The following is a 19,412-nucleotide window of genomic DNA, read 5'->3' as shown; positions in this document are numbered from 1 at the left end:
TGCACTCGATTTTAAGGATTATATAAAAAATACTTCCAAAACAAATAATATATCAACAAAATGAGAACTAGAGTTTTGTTATTTTTAGTAACTGTTTTAACACCTGCAATGCTTATCGCACAAGGAGGACAAAACGTTCAAAAAAGCAACGCAGCCTTAACCACTGCAAAAATTGAGACCACTGGTCTTAACTTCATCACTAACGATTCAGGAATCAATACTGAACTTTCCGAAATCGGTTCAACCTTTTTTATGGACAAATACTTAGTATTATCTAACAAAAAAAGAGGTTTTGCCAAAGTAACAGTTAACGAAAACAACACAGCAAACAACAACTTGTTTTGTGTTAACATTGACAAATACGGAAATTTATCATACCCAATTGTTTTTTCAAGAATTTTAGATGCTGAAACAAACGAAGGTGGTGTTGCTTTTTCACCAGACCAAAAAACAATGTATCTAACTCGTGCTAAAGCTGAAAACACAAATCAATTTGAATTGTATAAAGCAACTTTAGATTTAGAAATCAAAGGGTACTGGAAAGATGTTCAAAAACTTGACATTAACGGTGATTACTCTATCGAAACACCATACATGAGTGTAGATGGTACAAAAATGTTTTTTGCCTCTGATATGAAAGGTGGATTTGGCGGATTTGACATTTATGTGGCTGATGTATTGGCTGATGGCACAATAACCAATCCGGTAAATTTAGGCCCGACTGTAAATAGTGCTGCAAACGAGAAATATCCTTACGCAAACGGAAGATATCTATATTTTTCCTCTGAAGGTCATGAAAATTACGGCGGATATGATGTTTTTAGAACATCGATTACTGAAACCGGAATAGCAAACCGTTGTAATATCGGAAACACTTTAAACACCGCTAACGACGAAGTAGCTTTCATTTTAAGCGCACCCACTAAAGGTTATATTTCATCAAACAAAAACAGCAATAACGAAGACTACAACGTATACAAATTTGAAGTAACACGTTTAGAACAAAAATTAAACGCTACTGTTGTAGAACTTAAAACAAAGACAGCATTACCAAATGCGCAAGTAATCGTTAAAAACGAATTTGGAGAAATTGTTAAAGAAACAACTTCAGATGATAATGGAAAAATTGCTTTTGCAGTTGAGCCACTTACACAATATACAATTGTTACGAAAAAAGACGGTTACGATGTAAACGAGAAAATTTTCAAAGCTTGGAGTAATACCAACAACAATTACAGCGATGTAATTGCCATGAACCAAACCAAAGCAGAAATCATTGAGAACGCTATTGTAATTGAGAACATTTATTTCGATTTCAACAAAGCTACAGTTAAGAAAGAATCTGAATTATCTTTAAACAAGATTATTGAAGTATTGAATGCAAATCCAGAAATGAAAATTGCAATTAATGCACACACTGATGCAAAAGGTTCTGATAAATACAACATGACTTTATCTGAAAAACGCGCCAAAGCTGCTGTTGACTACTTAGTTAAAAAAGGTATTGCTAAAGATCGTTTAGAGCACAAAGGATATGGTGAAACACAATTGAAATTCAACTGTGGAGACAACTGTTCTGAAGAACAAGACAGCAAAAACAGAAGAATTGAATTCCTTATCAAATAAATTCATGATGAAAAAGATAATCGCAATTGGATGTATCGGATTATTATTTACTTCTTGCTCAAGCGGATGGAGCTGTAAAGCACGATATGTAAAATCTGACATTCAAAAAACAAAAACAACAAAATCTGTTGCTTAACAAAAAAGTCCCGAAATATCGGGACTTTTTTGTTAGTTTTACCCCAATAAACAATCAAAATGGGCACCTTTGTAATTAGCAAGAAAGAGAATGGTTTATTTAAATTTGAGTTCAATTCCAGAAAAGGAAAAACTTTACTGACCAGTCAGAGTTACAAAAGCAAAGAAGACTGCACTGAAGATATTGCGTTATTGAAGAAAAAATGCGAATTACTATCCTTTGTAAAATTCAAAGCACCATCGGGCAAATTCTTCTTCAAGCTAATTTTAAACGGTCATATACATGGTATTAGCAGAAAATTTACCACAGAGCTTTTATTAAGCAAAGGGATTGACGAAATTAAAAATGGTTTTATTATCTCTGAGATATTAGATTTCTCTGAAGAGATATTTTTTTAAAAATAAAAAAGTCCCGAATTATCGGGACTTTTTTATTACGATGCAGCTTGTAAACGCTGCAATAAATTTTTACTTAAAGAATGCTCTGCATAATCGCGATCAATAATAAGTTCTTTTTCATCTGAACCTGGTAAATCGTACATCGCATCTGTTAGAATTGCTTCACACAACGAACGCAATCCTCTAGCGCCTAATTTATATTCTAAAGCCTTCTCAACAATAAAATCCAAAGCTTCATCATCAATGCTAAACGCAACATCATCCATGGCAAACAATTTAGTATACTGTTTGATAAGTGCATTTTTTGGCTCAGTTAAGATAGCTCTAAGCGTAGCTCTGTCCAAAGGATCCATGTGAGTAAGCACGGGTAAACGTCCAATAATTTCAGGAATCAAACCAAAATCTTTAATGTCTTTTGGAATAATGTATTGTAATAAGTTTTCCTTATCTATAGAATCTGAACTTTTAGACGAACCATATCCAACCGCTTGACGGTTTAATCGTTTCGAAATAACACGTTCGATACCATCAAAAGCACCACCCGCTATAAAAAGAATATTTTGTGTATTAACTTCTACAAACTTTTGATCTGGGTGTTTTCTACCTCCTTTAGGCGGCACATTTACAACAGTTCCTTCCAAAAGCTTCAATAACGCCTGTTGCACCCCTTCTCCGGACACATCTCTAGTTATTGAAGGATTATCACTCTTACGAGCAATTTTATCAATCTCGTCGATAAAAACAATACCTCGCTCAGCTTTAGCCACATCATAATCGGCAGCTTGAAGCAAACGCGTAAGTATGCTTTCAACATCTTCACCCACATATCCAGCTTCTGTTAATACGGTAGCATCAACTATTGCCAATGGAACATTTAACATTTTAGCAATTGTTTTAGCTACCAATGTTTTACCTGTTCCGGTTTGACCCACCATAATAATGTTGCTCTTTTCGATCTCAACCTCATCTTCCAACTGCTTTTGCATCAATCGCTTGTAATGATTGTATACCGCAACCGAGAGCACCTTTTTGGTTTGCTCTTGCCCGATGACATATTGATCTAGAAAAGCGCGGATTTCCTTTGGCTTACTTAAAACCAAATCTGCCAGCAATCCAGCGCTCCCGCTTTGCTTAAGCTCTTCTAACACAATACCATGAGCCTGTTCAATACATTTATCGCAAATATGGGCATTAATCCCAGCAATTAATAAATTAGTTTCCGGCTTTTTCCTTCCACAAAACGAACACTCTAATACTTCCTTAGCCATATTATCCTTTTCTATTTCAGCAAGTTACTGAAATTTATTTATTTCTCGTCAAAACTTCATCAATCATGCCGTATTCTTTTGCTTCTTCGGCAATCATCCAATAATCACGCTCACTATCTTTGTACACTTTATCGAAAGGTTGTTTTGAATGTGTTGAAATAATTTGATACAATTCATCTTTTAATTTCAACATTTCTTTCAAATTAATTTCCATATCGGTAGCCACCCCTTGAGCACCTCCTGATGGTTGGTGAATCATCACTCTTGAATGCGGTAAAGCAGAACGCTTACCATCGGCACCAGCACATAATAAAACTGCCCCCATAGAAGCTGCCATTCCAGTACAAATTGTAGCTACATCCGGTTTTACAAACTGCATGGTGTCATAAATTCCTAAGCCTGCATAAACACTACCACCTGGCGAGTTGATGTAAATACTAATATCTTTAGAAGCATCAACACTTTCTAAAAACAACAATTGCGCCTGAATAATGTTTGCCACATAATCATCAACGCCTGTCCCTAAGAAGATAATGCGATCCATCATTAAACGTGAAAAAACGTCCATAGAAGCCACATTAAGTTGACGTTCCTCAATAATATAAGGCGTCATACTTCCTACAATTTTATCGTAATATAAGCTATTCACCCCATGGTGTTTTGTAGCATATTTTTTAAATTCTTTTCCGAAATTCATCTTGAATACAATTTATTTTAGTTAAAAAAAGCGTCAAACTCAAAGTCTGACGCTCAAATATAACTATTTTTTTGCGAAAATTTATTCGCCGTACATTTCTTTAATAAAGTCTTGGTATGAAACTTCTTTCGACTTAGCAGAAACCTTGTCTTTAAATAAGTTTACCATTTTTTCACTCATGATTTGCTCCGAAAGACGTTTTACTTCATCTTGGTTTGACAACACGCGAGCAACAATATTTTCAACATCAGCATCAGTTGGATTCATTTGTCCGAATTGTGCCATTTGTTTTTTGATTAATGTTGACGTAAATGCTTTCAAATCGTCAAAAGTAATTTGCAGATTGTTGTCAGTAATGATTTTTCCTTCAATTAACTGATAACGCAATCCACCTTCAGATTTTGCATATTCTTCTTCAGCTTGCTCTTCCGTTAATGGATTTTCACCTACCGTTTGAATCCATTTTTTTAAGAAACCAGCTGGTAAGTCAAATTTTGTGTTTTCGATTAAAAATTCAGTAACATCATTTAAGAATTTTTGATCTGCTTGAACAGCAAATTGTTGCTCTGCATCTTCTTTAATTTTTCCTTTTAAAGCTTCAACAGAAGTTACGTTTCCAGCACCAAACAACTTATCGAATAATTCTTGGTTCAATTCAGCTTTTTCAGAAGTATTGATTTCTTCAATTGTAAAATTAACTTCAACATCTAAACCATGAACATCATCATGATCCACTTTTAGATAATCCATTAATTTATGGTCATCATCAAAAAGACCTTTAGTTCCAACAGTAACTACATCACCAACTTTTTTTCCGATGAATTTTTTAACATCCGTTTTTCTTTTGAAAATATCTAAATTGATGTTTGTAGGATTGTTAATTCCTTTTTCTTCGTTTGAAAAAGTTCCACGTAAATCGTCACCTTCTTCAACTTTATCTTTAGAAATTAATTTCCCGTATTGTTTTTGAATACGCTCTACTTGCTCGTCTAACATTTTGTCGTCGGCAACGATAGTGTATTTTGTAATTTTATTTTTTGCAGCTAAATCTACTTTAAAATCTGGAGCAAGTCCTAATTCAAATTCAAATTTGTAATCATCTGCATCCCAGTTGAAATCTTCAGTAACTTTAGGAAGTGGATTTCCTAAAATATCTAGTTTTTCTTCAACCAAATAATTGTTTAATGAATTTTGCAACAACTTGTTCACTTCATCTAAAAGAACAGCCTTACCATATTGTTTTTTAATCAAGCTCATAGGCACCGCTCCTTTACGAAATCCTGGGATGCTTGCATTTTTACGGTAATCTGCTAACACTTTTTCCACCTGGTCTGCATAATCTTGTTTTGTAACCTCAACCGTTACTACTGCATTTAACGCGTCTACGTTGTTTCTTGTAATATTCATTATTCTATATTTTTTACATACTAAAATTGGGTTGCAAAATTATAGAATTTTTACAACCCAACCAAGTTTTTAACTCATTGTCTTTCAATGAAATTAAAATTATTTAAAAACGCAATTAATCCTTTACAAAAAGATTTAAAAACCACTGACTTAAAGACAGGATTACACTAAAAATAAAAGCGTGAATAAAAGAGTCTACTCGAAACTCGTCTATCAAATAATCGGCAAGCAAAACCATACCTGCATTAATAACTAAAAGAAATAATCCTAGCGTTAAAAGTGTAATTGGTAATGTAAAGAAAACCAAAATAGGCTTTAAAAAAGTATTCAACAAACCCAACACCACAGCTACAATTAATGCTGCTTTAATACTATCGACATGTATGCCGGGAAGAAAATGTGCTAAAACCACAATTAATACTGTGGTAATCAACAAACGAATTAATAGATTTTTCATAAGAATAAATTAAAGTATAAAAATAAAAAAAGCGCTGAAATATCAGCGCTTTTTAATAAACTTATTCAATATTAGTTCGTAGGAACAATATGTATTCCAGGGAAATATGAAGGGTTATGCAATGGAATATTGGCATGATAATGTGCATTAATCACCTTGATAATTTCATTTGCAATTACCGCATATCCTCTAGCATTAGGATGTACCCCATCTAACGAAAATAACACTTGACCTTCTGTAGTCGACCCACTGAAATAATTAGCTGTATACATCTGACCTGTTTCAACGCGTAATCCACTAACCAAACGGTTCATAATTGCATTCATATCAGCAACTGCCAATCCGTTTGCATTAGCTATTGCAACAATCGAGTTATTGAATGCCATAGTTGCATTTGAAATTGCAGTTTTTTCTGTTGGAATTAAAACCCATTTATCAGCTAAAGGATAAGTTACACCATTAATATTAGCTGGAGCTGGAGCAGATGCATTAGTTGTTCCAATATAAGAAGACGCAGGCAATACGATTAAATCATCAGCCGCAGATTGTCTTGCTTTTCCAAAAATAGCACCAAAAGCAGCAGCCGTTGGAGCTCCTAATGATGGTGTTAAAGCAGCAGTAATTTCAGCAGATCGATCAATAGCCATCTCATCTGTAATTAATACTGGATTTGCAGACGTAGTAGACAACAAGCGAACACGCCCTGGCTCACCATAAGCAGAAAAAATACCATTTAAAGGACCATACAATTGCACATTTAACATATTAATGTTAGCGTCTCCTCCAAGTGCAGCAGGCGACAATGGTTTGTAAGGTACCGTTGTAAAATATGGAATTGATGTTACACTAGGAATTGTACAAACAACCCCTTTAGCTCCACCAGAAGTTAATGTAGTAATAATTGTATTGTAAACACTAGCAAAAACATTAGCGTTAGTAATATCATTACCACCATAAGTTGCAGGATTTAAATTACCAGCAGCATTTTGATCAACACCAGCTCCACCAGAAGTAGCGAAAGCCAATACGTCGTTAGCACCAATCCAGTTCGTAAAGAAAGTTGGATTCATACTCATAGCATCACCTAAAACGGTTGCTGTTGGAGAAGTTGCATGTCTCACAAAGTATGGGTTAGCCATACCAAGAGAAACCACCGCAACATTACCGTATCCAGAAGCCAACAAATGGAAAGATTTTGCACCAGGAACACCCATGTTATTATAAGCAGTGGCCTGTAAATTAGAAACTTCAATTGTTGGAGTTCCAACTAAATTTTCAGGTCTTTGATCTCCCGCATCAATAACTAATCTTGTTGTAGCAATTGGAATACCCCCTAAAGTTAAACCTCCTAAATTATCAACATCGTCAGCATATGAAGGCTGTGTAAAAGAACCACCTCCAACAGCAGCAAATTTTTGCGCCAAAAGATTTGGATATGAATTCATTTGACCACTTTTATATACAGTCCCATCCATATAACCAGCTGTCAATGAATTACCCACCGCAACATACGTTGAGAAATCAGCATCACCAGCAGTATAGTTTGCAGTTACATCGTTTTCAAATTCGGGCTCACACGAAGCAAATCCCATAGCTGCCAATACAGCTAAATATATAAATTTATTTTTCATTTTACTTTTCATTTAGAATTAGAAACTATAAGTCAAACCAAGTCCAGGTGCAAATACAGAAGACTTATATGTTCCTTTAAAAGGAAGATTATCTCCAGTACCAGCTGTTGGATCTACATAATGATCGTAAGAATTTTGTATCTCATCAAAATGTAAATACAAGAACGAAGCATCAATTCCTAGTTTTTTGTTAAACTGGTATGTTAAACCTCCTGTGAAACCCATCGCATCATTACGAGGTGTTTCTGGTGCAAAATAACCATCTTGAACAGGACTTTCATCAATATACCAACCACCTCTAAAAGTAAACTTATCGTTTGCTTTGTATTGAGTACCTACTCTATATGTATTAGTATTTTTATAATTTCTTGGATTTACAGATTTAGGCACATTGTTGTCGAAATCAACAATTAATGCATCATAAACTTTCCATAATGTTCTGTTGTAATCAAATGCCACCAACCATTTTTTAGTTAGATTTAACGATAAACCTGCAGTAATTTCAGCTGGCAAAGGTAAATTTGCTGAAAAAGTAGTGTTAGTGAATGTTCCTTGTGCAATTGGTGGAACATCGTTAAATGTAGCATCTCCTCCACGAGCTTTCATGATAATTTCAGAACGATAGTTAAATCCTAAACGCATTTCTTTACAAGGATTAAACATAAATCCAGCAGTATATCCCCAAGCAGAAATACCTTTTGCATCTAAAGTAACATCAGAAGGTTGTCCGTTATTAGAAAGAAGTGGATTTGGCGATAAATTTCTATTAAATTCAACAGAACCCGTTACATAAATTGGACCTCCACCAAAACTAAACTCATCACTAACTTTAACTGCAACTGTTGGTTGAATATAAATTGCTTTCAAGTCGATATTGTTCACCAAATGTGCTCCAGCCCAATCTTGATCCCATTTAACAGCACTACCATAAGGTGTGTAAACTGCTAAACCAGCCGTTAACCACTTATTAATTTTATACGATGCATACACATTAAATGGTGTACCCATATTCTCTGTAGAAGCCGTTGTGTTATACTGTTCGTTTTTAAAATTTGTTTTTGCAAAAAGTGCACTTGCTCCAACTGATAAATTAAATTTATCCTCTAAAAAAGCTAATCCGGCAGGGTTAAAAAATGCCGATTCAGCACTATTAACTACAGCAACACCAGTGTGCCCCATTGCCATTTGTTTCTGACCTTGCAAACTCACACGATACCCTCCTGCGAATGCCGTAGTACCTGCTAAAGCCATTAAAGTTAAAGATAATAGTTTTCTCATAATGTAATAAATGTGTTAGTTTTTCTTTCGCTTTTAATAAAACTCATCCAAATTTATAACAAAATATGGATTTTACAATTTTTTTAAGAAAAATGTTATGCTTTCATACTACTTCCTAAAAAAGCCTGTTATTCCTTTAGGTAATCCAACGTAAAGGCATAAAAATCGGTGGGATTTTCGGCATGCAACCAATGTCCAGAATTTTTCACAGTAATAATCTCAGACATTGGAAAATGGTGTCGAATTGTTTCAAAGTCGGAATCCAATATATAATCCGATTTATCTCCTCTCAAAAACAAGGTTGGTTTGTCAAAACGATTTTCAAAAGGCAAAGCCTCACCAATCATTTCAACCTTTCTATTAAACACATCTAAATTAAATCGAAACGCCAATTGCCCTGGTTCTTTCCAATACAAACTTTTTAAAAGAAACTGTCGCGTTCCAAAATCGGAAACATATTCTGCCAACATTGCTTCAGCTTCGGCCCTATTAGGCTTCGTGTCAAAATCTACCGCATTCAAGCCCGCCAATATTTTTTGATGATGTGGTGAATAATACTTCGGCCCAATATCTGCAACAACTAGCTTTTCAACCCGATCTGGAAATTCGGTAGCCAACAACATTGCAACCTTACCCCCCATAGAGTGACCTATTAATTGCATTGTACCTATTTGGTGTGTATTACAATAGGCTATTACATCATCCACCATACTTTGATACGTGAATTCTTCACTATGAGGGCTTTTTCCATGATTTCGCATATCCAACATATGAACTTGAAAACCATTTGCTGCAAACTGAGTCCCTAAGGTCTTCCAATTGTCAGACATTCCCAAAAAACCATGAATAATCAACAAAGGTTTTCCCTCTCCTTCAATTCTCGAATACAATTCCATTATTTCAATCTTTGCAAATACATATTAATCACATTTTCTAGGCCTAAGTATATCGATTCTGAAATTAGGGCATGACCGATAGAAACTTCTAACAAATTAGGTATGTTTTCCTTGAAAAATTTAATATTATCCAGACTCAAATCGTGTCCGGCGTTAATCCCTAGTCCCAACTCGTTTGCCAGTATAGAAGCTGTGACATAAGCATCAATTCCATTTTTATTTCCTAAACCATATTGATGAGCAAATTCTTCGGTATACAATTCAATTCGATCTGTACCGGTGGCTTTAGCACCTTCAATCATTTTTAATATCGGATCCACAAAAATTGACGTTCTGATTCCATTTCTTTTGAACTCCGAAATCACATCCTTTAAATAATCTTGATGCGTAATCGTATCCCAACCCGCATTTGATGTTAACGCTCCAATAGCATCCGGAACAAGCGTAACCTGAGTAGGCTTGCACTCCAAAACCAAATCAATGAAATTATGCTGTGGATTTCCTTCAATATTATATTCTGTATGAACTACCGAAACCAAATCTCTAGCGTCTTGATATCGTATATGACGTTCATCGGGTCTTGGATGAACTGTTACTCCATGCGCCCCAAATTTTTGAACATCGCGAGCCACTTGCAACAAATCAGGCACATTTCCACCTCTGGCGTTACGCAACGTCGCTATTTTATTAATATTTACTGATAATTTTGTCATGTTAAAAAAATTTACTTACAAAAATACAAAGTATATTTAAGCTGGAATGTCCTAATTTTTGATTATTTTGCAGTCGATTTCGATTTTAATTCTATGACAGAAATTACAGACTACATACTCAATGAAATTAATCCTTTGAATGTTGGTGACAGCATTGGAAACGCTCAGGATATTTTTTTAGAATATCCTTTCTCACATTTTCCCGTTACCGAAGAAGGTATTTACATCGGATGTATTAATTCGGAAGATGTTGAATTGCTGGATGCCGCTAAAAAGGTAAACGATTTTCGCTATAATTTTGAACGCTTTTTTGTTCGTAATACCATGAGTTGGCTAGATGTACTGGAAGTTTTAGCCAAAAACGAAGCTAATATCGCACCCGTACTAGACGAGAACAACACTTACATTGGGTATTATGAAATGGCCGATGTTATCAAGTTTTTTCATGATACCCCATTCGTAAAAGAAAACGGAAATATTTTAATTGTTGAAAAAGGCGTTCGTGATTACAGTATGGGCGAAATAGCTCAAATTGTTGAAAGTAATAATGCTAAAATTCTAGGAGTCTTTATTTCATCTATACACCAAGACAAAATTCAAATTACTGTTAAAATAAGTTTAGGCGGCATTAACGAAATCATCCAGTCGTTTAGACGATACAATTACGAAATTATCAGTGACCATCAAGAAGATGCATATCTAAAAAATCTAAAAGACCGTTCCGATTACTTGGACAAATACTTAAATATTTAATTAAGAAATGAAATTAGCGTTATACGGACAAACTTGTCAAGAAAACACGAAAGATATTATAGCCCGAATTTTAACTGTTGCTGCAAACAACAATGCAGAAATTGTTTTTGAAGCTAATTTCCATTCCTTACTTCTTGACAAAAAAGCATTAGACCAACCAAAATCTGTTTTTAACAATCATTCCGAATTAAACGACGATTTTAAATTCTTCTTAAGTCTTGGAGGCGACGGTACTATGTTGCGCGCAGCTACTTTTGTAAAAAGCAAAAACATTCCTATTGTAGGTATTAACGCCGGAAGACTAGGATTTCTAGCTAATGTTCAAGAAGAAGCCATTGAAAAACTATTACCGTTACTTTTCTCAAACACCTATAAATTATCACAACGAACTTTATTAAGTCTGGAATGTTATCCTGATCCTTGTGATATTTTTGATTTGAATTTTGCATTGAACGAAATTACCGTAGCTCGAAAAAACACCACCTCAATGATTACCATTGAAACCTGTTTAAACGGAGAATACTTAACTTCATTCTGGGCTGATGGTTTAATTATTTCAACACCTACAGGATCAACAGGATACAACTTAAGTTGTGGCGGCCCGGTTATAGCACCAGAGTCGAAATGTTTGGTTATTACCCCAATAGCACCACACAATTTAAACGTACGCCCATTGGTTATTTGTGATGAAACCGAAATAAAATTACGTGTATCCGGCAGAGAACCCCAATTTTTAATTTCCATGGATTCAGGAACAAAGGCCATTGACAATCATAACGAAATCTACATTAAGAAGGCACCATTTACGATTAACCTTGTCGAATTTCCAAACGAAACCTTCCTCAAAACCTTACGCAACAAACTGCTTTGGGGCGAAGACAAGCGCAATTAATATTTTTATCCCCAAAAATACTACACTGGCTTTCTATGCGTTTAATAATAACAAATTCAAAAAATCAACATTATTAAACGTGAAAATATAACAATAGCAACGGTTTAGAAATCAATATTCTTATATTTGCACACTATTTTTAAAAAATGAACAGACTTATAACTGTAATTTTCTTTCTTTTGCTGTTTTCTAAAGTAGACGCTCAAATAAATGAATTGGGTATATTTTTAGGAGGAAGCAACTATATTGGAGATGTTGGAGCAACAAATTACATTGCGCCGAAAGAAATGAGTTTGGGTCTTTTGTACAAATGGAATCGAAGCACAAGACATTCTTGGCGTTTTTCATACAACCAAGCTAAAATTTCAGCAAACGATGCTAATGCTGATGCACCTTCACGTAAAAAAAGAGGGTTTAGTTTTGAAAATGAAGTGAAAGAGATTTCGGCAGGTTTAGAATTCAATTTTTTTGATTTCAACTTACATGAAAGCGGAGCAATAACAACTCCATATGTACATACAGGGCTTAGTTATTTTCAATATGATGAATTGTATGTTGTAAACGGACAAACAAAAATTGATAAAAAGGGATATGCTTTGGCAATTCCAATGACGGTTGGGATAAAAACCAGACTTGCCGACAAGTTTGTTTTAGGAATAGAAACCGGTGTTCGCTATACATTTACAGACAATCTGGATGGAAGCAACCCGAAGAAAGATGAGTTAAAACAGTTTCAATTTGGAAACTTGAACAGTAACGACTGGTATGTATTTACCGGAATAACATTGACGTACACTTTTGGTGTAAATCCATGCTATTGTGCAGAATAAAATGAGTTTAAAAGAACAAATAAATACAGATAATTTACCCAAACACCTAGCCATCATCATGGATGGAAATGGTCGGTGGGCTAAACAAAAAGGAATGCTCCGCGCTTTTGGTCACGAAAACGGGACTAAAGCAGTACGCGAAACGGTTGAAACGTGTGCTAAACTCGGAATCGAAAACCTAACATTGTATGCTTTTTCTACTGAAAACTGGAATCGCCCGAAACTGGAAGTAGACACTTTAATGCGTTTATTAATTTCTTCGCTTAAAGGTGAAATCACAACACTAAAAAACAACAACATCAAACTAAACGCAATTGGTAATTTAGAAAGCCTGCCCAAAGGGGTTCACAAAGAACTAATTGATGTTATTGAACAAACAAAAAACAATACAAGAATGACATTAACACTCGCGTTAAGCTACGGATCTCGCGAAGAAATTGTTAATGCCGTGAGAAAAATAAGCGATAAAGTTAAAAATAACATAATTTCAATAACCGATATTGACGAATCAATTATTAATCAGCATCTTTACACGCAAAATTTACCAGATGTAGATTTGGTAATTAGAACCAGTGGTGAACAACGAATCAGCAACTTTTTGCTTTGGCAAATCGCTTATGCTGAATTCTTTTTTACTGAAGTTCTATGGCCCGATTTTAGAGAAAAAGATTTGTATGAAGCAATTATCAGTTATCAGAATAGAGAAAGAAGATTTGGAAAAACGAGTGAACAAATTAAATAATACCAAAATGTTTCAAAAAGCAACAAAACTATTTTTTGCTGTTTTACTATTAGGAAATATATCCATTTTAAAGGCACAAGAAAACAATACTCTTGAAGCTGGAAAACAATATATACTTGCCGATATTGAAGTAACCGGAAAAATAAGCTACAACAAACAAACCGTAACCACTTTTACCGGACTTGAAAAAGGACAAACTATTACCGTACCTGGAGATGAAATTAGTCAAGCCATAAAAAAACTATGGAAACTTGGTCTGTTTAACGATATCAACTTCTATGTAGACAAAGTCCAAAACGACAGTATTTATCTAGAATTAAACATCAACGAATTACCTAAACTGAATGATGTAAAATTTGTAGGAGTAAAAAAAGGCAAAGTTGAAGGCTTGATCAAAGATAATGATCTTAAAAAAGACAAAGTGGTTAATGAAAACCTTCTAACCACTACTAAAAACTACATCGAAAACAAATACAAAAAAGAGGGGTATTACAACACTAAAGTAACAATAAACACCATACCTGATTCAACCGACACCCGTGTAAACATGGTGGTTTCGGTAGATCGCGGTAAAAAAGTAAAAATTAACGCCATCAATTTTACAGGAAATTCGCAAATCAAAGACTCAAAGCTTAGAGGTGCGATGGCAAATACCAAAAGAAAAGGATTACTTAATCCTATGCGAGTATTCAAATCTTCAAAATTTATTAAAGAAAAATACAACGAAGACTTAACTGCTATCGTAGACAAATACAAAGAAAAAGGATATCGTGATGCTCGTGTTACAGAAGAAACTGTCAACTACGACAAAGAAAAAAACACGGTTGACATCAATATCAATATCGAAGAAGGCAAAAAGCATTATTTTGGAAACATCCGTTTTTTAGGGAATACCATATATAACAATGAACAATTGGAAAACACCTTAGGTATTAAAAAAGGTGATGTTTACAATGGAAAATTACTAGACGAACGTATTTCAAATAAGAAAAACCCTGACGCAGACGACCTTACAAACATGTATCAAAACAACGGTTATTTATTCTCAAATATTAATGCTGTTGAAGTTAAAACTGTTAACGATACAATTGATTTTGAAATTCGTATTACCGAAGGACCAATTGCATATTTCAACAATGTAGCAGTTACTGGAAACGACAAAACTAACGACCGTGTTATTTATCGTGAACTTCGAACAAAACCAGGACAAAAATGGAGTAAAGAAAATGTGGTTCGAACCATACGTGAACTTGGACAGTTAGGATTCTTTGACGCGGAACAACTACATCCTGATGTTAAACCTAATGGAGCAGATGGAACTGTAGATATTACTTATCATGTTGTAGAAAAAGGATCTAGCCAAGTCGAGCTTCAAGGAGGTTATGGAGGTGGTGGTTTCATTGGAACACTAGGACTTTCGTTCAACAACTTCTCTATTCGAAACATGTTTAATAAAGATGCATACAAACCCCTACCAATGGGAGATGGGCAAAAAATGGCATTGCGTTTACAGGGAAGTTCATATTTCCAAACCTATAGCTTATCCTTTTCAGAGCCATGGTTAGGTGGAAAGAAACCAATTAGTTTTTCCACTTCCCTTTCACACAGTAAACAGTTTTTATACAATTACGCTTCACGTGATGTAACAAGAAATCAGAGTTTTAACATTACCACTTTAGCAGTCGGTATGGCAAAAAGACTTTCGGTTCCAGACGACTATTTTGTACTATCAACAGGAGCATCGTTCCAATATTACGATTTACACAATTACAACACAGGTTTATTTACCTTTGGTAATGGTTCTTCCCGAAATCTTACCTTCACTTTGGGCTTATCAAGAAACAGTAAAGGTTTCAACCCAATATATCCAACTTATGGTTCTGAATTTTCAGTAACTGGTAAATTCACCCTTCCATATTCATTAATAAATGGTATTGACTATGGAAATTTACACAATCTAAGAGATTATAAAAGAGTTACTACTCAAAACACACAAACTCCTAACGGAAGTTATGTGCCTGCCGGAACTTACTTAGATGCTAATGGAAATCCAGTAACCAACAACGATTATACATTGGCTGCTGCCGATCAAGGGAAAGTAGATCAAAAACGTTTCAATTGGCTTGAATATTACAAAATTAAGTTCAAAGCAGACTGGTATACAAAAATTTATGATAAATTAGTACTTCGTTCTTTAGGAGAATTTGGTTTTTTAGGCGCGTATAATAAAGATAGAGGACTAGTTCCTTTTGAGAGATATTACTTAGGAGGTGATGGATTAGCCAACTTCTCAATGGATGGTCGTGAGATGATTCAATTACGAGGGTACCCTAATCAATCCTTATCGCCTGTGATTTATAAAAATGGAGTTCCACAACAAATTGGAGGAACCATTTACAACAAATTTTCGTTAGAATTACGTTACCCAATTACACTAAAGCAAGCTGCTTCCATTTATGCATTAACATTTGCAGAAGCTGGAACCTCATATGCTTCGTTTAAAGATTACAATCCATTTGCTTTACAACGTTCAGCAGGGTTTGGATTACGCGTATTTATGCCAGCATTTGGTCTATTAGGAATTGATTTCGGCCATGGCTTTGATGCTATTCCAGGACAGGGTGACCAGAAGAGTGGATGGCAAACGCATTTTATTATTGGACAACAATTTTAAGATTTGGCACGATAGTTGAATTAAACTTTTTAGTTATGAGAAAATATTTTTTGATTGCACTTATAACTTGCGCAACTGTAGCAGTTCAAGCACAGAGTCGCGGTATAAAAGTTGGTTATATAGATATGGATTACATTCTGGAAAAAACTCCAGATTATGCCGAAGCTAAAAACCAATTAGAACAAAAAGCTCAAACCTGGAAACAGGAAATTGAACTAAAAAAGAATGAGATTAATGCTTTAAAAGAAACTCTTAAAAACGAAAAAGTTCTTTTAACTAAAGAATTAATTCAAGAAAGAGAAGAAGAAATTGCGTTCCTTGAAAAAGAACTTATAGATTATCAACAAAAAAGGTTTGGACCAAACGGTGATTTGATGATTCAAAAAGCCACTTTGGTAAAACCAATTCAAGATCAAGTTTTCAATACGGTTCAAGATATTGCGGAACGTATGAAATACGATTTTGTTTTTGACAAATCATCAGATATGACCATGCTTTTTGCAGCAAAACGTTACGACTTGAGTGATCGTGTTCTTCGTGAATTGACACGGGCACAAAAGAAAGAACAAATGTCTAAAAAGCAATTAAAAGAGCAAGAAAAACAAGATGCTCTTGACGATATGGCTGCAGAAAATCCAGATCAAATTGAACGTCAGAAAAAACTTGAAGAGAAAAAAGCTGCTCGCGAAAAACTATTAGAAGATCGTAAAAAAACCGCAGAAGAGAAAAGAAAAGCGTTAGAAGAACGACGTCAAAAAATGTTAGAAGAGCGTGAAGCCAAAAAGAATCCTAACAAATCGGAGGCCGATAAAGAGGCAGACAAGAATGAAGGTGTAAAAGCTGAAGACACAAAAACCGAAGGTGACAAAGAAGAAGTTAAAGGTGAAACAGTTGAAGACAAAAAAGCCGCAGCCGAGGAAAAGAAAAAACAAATAGCCGAAGAACGTCAAAAAACAATTGATGAACGTAAGAAAGCTTTAGAAGAAAAAAGAAAGAAAATATTAGAAGATAGAGAGAAAGCCAAAAAAGAAAGAGAAGAAGCACTAAAGAAAAAATTAGAAGAAAACAAAAATTAAAATTAATTAACTCGATTAAACAAGATGAAACAATTGAAAACTTTACTTATCGCTGCTGCACTATTTATTGGTGCTACTCAAACTATGTCGGCTCAGGCAAAAGTAGCTCACATTGATGTGCAGGAACTAATGACGACAATGCCTGAAATGAAAACAGCTCAAGCACAGGTGAAAAAAATTGGTGAAACTTACGACAAAGAATACCAAACTTTGGTAACAGAATACCAAAATAAAATGAAAAAATACGAGTCTGAAGCATCAACAGTTGGTGAAGCAGTAAACGAAACTCGTGCAAAAGAAATGCAAGATATGGGGCAACGTATCCAACAATTTAGAGAAACTGCTCAAAAAGAATTGCAACAAAAAGAAATGGATCTTGTAAAACCAATTATGGATAAAGCAAGAGCTGCTATCCAAAAAGTAGCGAAAGCAAAAGGATACCAATATGTATTAGATTCTACTAGCGGAAGCGGTGTTATTCTTGCAGACGGTCCAAACTTATTACCGGAAGTTAAAAAAGAATTAGGTTTCTAATAAAATTTTCACAAAACTCAAAAACTGCTCTACTCAATAGAGCAGTTTTTTTTTACATTTGCTTTATGAGTAACACTAAACCTATAGGCATTTTTGACTCCGGTGTTGGAGGTATTTCAATATGGAAGGAAATTCACGAATTACTTCCCAACGAGAACACTATTTACTTAGCCGACAGTAAAAACGCACCTTATGGTCAAAAAAGCAAAGATGAAATTATAGCCTTAAGTATTAAAAATACTCAAGAACTTTTAAAACAAAATTGCAAATTAATTGTAGTGGCTTGTAATACGGCTACAACAAACGCCATAAAAGAATTACGTCAAAAATTCGATGTTCCTTTTATCGGAATTGAACCGGCAATTAAACCCGCTGCCAATCAGTCTAAAACAGAAATAATTGGCATTTTAGCCACTAAAGGAACGCTAAACAGCGAACTATTCCATAAAGCAGTAGAAACATATTCTTCAACTAAAATAGTGGAACAAATTGGGCACGGTTTGGTTCAACTTATTGAAGATGGAAAAATAGACTCGGATGAAATGACATCACTGCTTCAAAGCTATTTAAATCCGATGATTGAGGCGAATATCGATTACTTGGTATTAGGATGTACGCACTACCCTTTCCTTATCCCACAAATCAAAAAAATAATCCCTGAGCATATTAAAATAATTGATTCGGGTGAAGCTGTTGCCAAACAAACCAAAAAGATACTAGACAAGCATCATTTAGCCAATACTGAAACAACAGTAAAAAGTACAAACATATTTTACACCAATGGCAATGCTAAAGTTCTCAAAGAACTTTTAGGGTTTTCTAAGAATGTATTTGAACAGAATTTTTAATCTTCTTTCAGCCAAGAAGAATACATCACATAATTGTTCGAAATGCGTTCAATTTCTCCAGCAAAATCCGAAGCATTTATATCCTTTACCTTCTTAGCCGGTATTCCGGCATAAATTGTTCCCGATTCTACAACTGTGTTTTGGGTAACTACAGAACCCGCTGCAACTATTGAATTGCTCTCAATAACACAATTATCCATTACAATTGCTCCCATACCAATCAAAACATTGTCTTGTACTGTACAGCCGTGCACTATTGCATTATGACCAATTGATACGTTATTTCCAATTATGGTAGGATGCTTTTGATAAGTACAATGAATAACTGCACCGTCTTGAATATTTACTTTGTTACCTATAGAAATAAAATGAACATCACCACGAACTACAGCGTTAAACCATACGCTGCACGAATGTCCAAAACTAACTTCTCCAATAATCGTAGCGTTTTCAGCTACAAAACAATCCTCAGGTATTTGAGGATAGTTGCCTCTAACTTCCTTAATTAATGCCATAATTTCAAAAAAAAGTCCCGAAAATCGGGACTATGAATTAA

General features: G+C 34.7%; 20 protein-coding genes. 11 read left to right on the top strand and 9 right to left on the bottom strand.

The window, feature by feature from the left end; all coding sequences use genetic code 11:
* The first annotated feature begins 60 nt into the window (after positions 1–60).
* The 3 genes from ACZ1JT_RS07720 to ACZ1JT_RS07710 are packed head-to-tail and all read left to right on the top strand — an operon-like array spanning position 61 to position 2,160.
* Positions 61–1,626: an OmpA family protein gene (locus ACZ1JT_RS07720; RefSeq protein WP_465093264.1), complete on the top strand. Its 1,566-nt coding sequence runs from the start codon at positions 61–63 to the stop codon at positions 1,624–1,626.
* 7 nt (positions 1,627–1,633) lie between these two features.
* On the top strand, positions 1,634–1,762 hold the full coding sequence (locus tag ACZ1JT_RS07715; protein WP_465093263.1) for a hypothetical protein: 129 nt from the start codon (positions 1,634–1,636) through the stop codon (positions 1,760–1,762).
* A 59-nt stretch (positions 1,763–1,821) separates the two neighbouring features.
* Positions 1,822–2,160: a YegP family protein gene (locus ACZ1JT_RS07710; RefSeq protein ID WP_465093262.1), complete on the top strand. Its 339-nt coding sequence runs from the start codon at positions 1,822–1,824 to the stop codon at positions 2,158–2,160.
* A 35-nt stretch (positions 2,161–2,195) separates the two neighbouring features.
* Here the strand turns inward: ACZ1JT_RS07710 and clpX are convergent, their stop codons facing one another.
* From clpX to ACZ1JT_RS07670, 8 genes are all read right to left on the bottom strand, one after another.
* The gene (clpX, locus tag ACZ1JT_RS07705) at positions 2,196–3,428 is read right to left on the bottom strand and encodes an ATP-dependent Clp protease ATP-binding subunit ClpX (protein WP_465093261.1); all 1,233 of its coding nucleotides are present in this window, start codon (positions 3,426–3,428) and stop codon (positions 2,196–2,198) included.
* Between the two features lie 34 nt (positions 3,429–3,462).
* Entirely contained in the window at positions 3,463–4,125 is a 663-nt protein-coding gene (gene clpP, locus ACZ1JT_RS07700) for an ATP-dependent Clp endopeptidase proteolytic subunit ClpP (RefSeq protein ID WP_465093260.1), read from the bottom strand.
* Between the two features lie 81 nt (positions 4,126–4,206).
* A complete protein-coding gene (tig, locus tag ACZ1JT_RS07695; RefSeq protein WP_465093259.1) occupies positions 4,207–5,532 on the bottom strand; it encodes a trigger factor in 1,326 nt (441 codons plus the stop codon).
* Between the two features lie 115 nt (positions 5,533–5,647).
* Positions 5,648–5,989: a phage holin family protein gene (locus ACZ1JT_RS07690; RefSeq protein WP_465093258.1), complete on the bottom strand. Its 342-nt coding sequence runs from the start codon at positions 5,987–5,989 to the stop codon at positions 5,648–5,650.
* 71 nt (positions 5,990–6,060) lie between these two features.
* A complete protein-coding gene (locus tag ACZ1JT_RS07685; RefSeq protein ID WP_465093257.1) occupies positions 6,061–7,620 on the bottom strand; it encodes a G-D-S-L family lipolytic protein in 1,560 nt (519 codons plus the stop codon).
* 18 nt (positions 7,621–7,638) lie between these two features.
* Positions 7,639–8,898: an OmpP1/FadL family transporter gene (locus ACZ1JT_RS07680; RefSeq protein WP_465093256.1), complete on the bottom strand. Its 1,260-nt coding sequence runs from the start codon at positions 8,896–8,898 to the stop codon at positions 7,639–7,641.
* Positions 8,899–9,026: 128 nt separating this feature from the next.
* Entirely contained in the window at positions 9,027–9,794 is a 768-nt protein-coding gene (locus ACZ1JT_RS07675) for an alpha/beta fold hydrolase (RefSeq protein WP_465093255.1), read from the bottom strand.
* Positions 9,794–10,507, bottom strand: a complete 714-nt coding sequence (locus tag ACZ1JT_RS07670) for a pyridoxine 5'-phosphate synthase (protein WP_465093254.1) — start codon at positions 10,505–10,507, stop codon at positions 9,794–9,796. Before ACZ1JT_RS07670 ends, ACZ1JT_RS07675 begins: the two co-directional genes overlap by 1 nt.
* A gap of 93 nt (positions 10,508–10,600) precedes the next feature.
* On the opposite strand from ACZ1JT_RS07670, the gene ACZ1JT_RS07665 reads away from it, so the two are divergent.
* From ACZ1JT_RS07665 to murI, 8 genes are all read left to right on the top strand, one after another.
* The gene (locus ACZ1JT_RS07665) at positions 10,601–11,260 is read left to right on the top strand and encodes a CBS domain-containing protein (protein ID WP_465093253.1); all 660 of its coding nucleotides are present in this window, start codon (positions 10,601–10,603) and stop codon (positions 11,258–11,260) included.
* Between the two features lie 7 nt (positions 11,261–11,267).
* Positions 11,268–12,152 (top strand): NAD kinase, encoded by an 885-nt coding sequence (locus ACZ1JT_RS07660; protein ID WP_465093252.1) that lies wholly within the window; start codon positions 11,268–11,270, stop codon positions 12,150–12,152.
* Positions 12,153–12,298: 146 nt separating this feature from the next.
* Entirely contained in the window at positions 12,299–12,982 is a 684-nt protein-coding gene (gene porG / locus ACZ1JT_RS07655; protein WP_465093251.1) for a type IX secretion system protein PorG, read from the top strand.
* 1 nt (position 12,983) lies between these two features.
* Positions 12,984–13,724 carry an isoprenyl transferase gene (locus ACZ1JT_RS07650; protein WP_465093250.1) on the top strand — a complete coding sequence of 247 codons (741 nt, stop codon included), beginning with the start codon at positions 12,984–12,986 and terminating at the stop codon, positions 13,722–13,724.
* On the top strand, positions 13,657–16,398 hold the full coding sequence (gene bamA / locus ACZ1JT_RS07645) for an outer membrane protein assembly factor BamA (protein ID WP_465093249.1): 2,742 nt from the start codon (positions 13,657–13,659) through the stop codon (positions 16,396–16,398). Before ACZ1JT_RS07650 ends, bamA begins: the two co-directional genes overlap by 68 nt.
* Positions 16,399–16,433: 35 nt before the next feature.
* Positions 16,434–17,474, top strand: a complete 1,041-nt coding sequence (locus ACZ1JT_RS07640; RefSeq protein WP_465093248.1) for an OmpH/Skp family outer membrane protein — start codon at positions 16,434–16,436, stop codon at positions 17,472–17,474.
* Positions 17,475–17,498: 24 nt separating this feature from the next.
* Entirely contained in the window at positions 17,499–18,008 is a 510-nt protein-coding gene (locus ACZ1JT_RS07635) for an OmpH/Skp family outer membrane protein (protein ID WP_465093247.1), read from the top strand.
* 65 nt (positions 18,009–18,073) lie between these two features.
* Entirely contained in the window at positions 18,074–18,856 is a 783-nt protein-coding gene (murI, locus tag ACZ1JT_RS07630) for a glutamate racemase (RefSeq protein WP_465093246.1), read from the top strand.
* Here murI and ACZ1JT_RS07625 read toward each other — a convergent pair.
* The gene (locus ACZ1JT_RS07625; RefSeq protein WP_465093245.1) at positions 18,853–19,371 is read right to left on the bottom strand and encodes a gamma carbonic anhydrase family protein; all 519 of its coding nucleotides are present in this window, start codon (positions 19,369–19,371) and stop codon (positions 18,853–18,855) included. The two genes, murI and ACZ1JT_RS07625, sit on opposite strands and share 4 nt — an antisense overlap.
* Positions 19,372–19,412 lie beyond the last annotated feature (41 nt).

It is taken from the genome of Flavobacterium sp. IC2-16 (assembly GCF_055521455.1).
The sequence above is the reverse complement of the archived record's forward strand: the minus strand, read 5'-3'. Positions and strand labels throughout refer to the sequence as shown.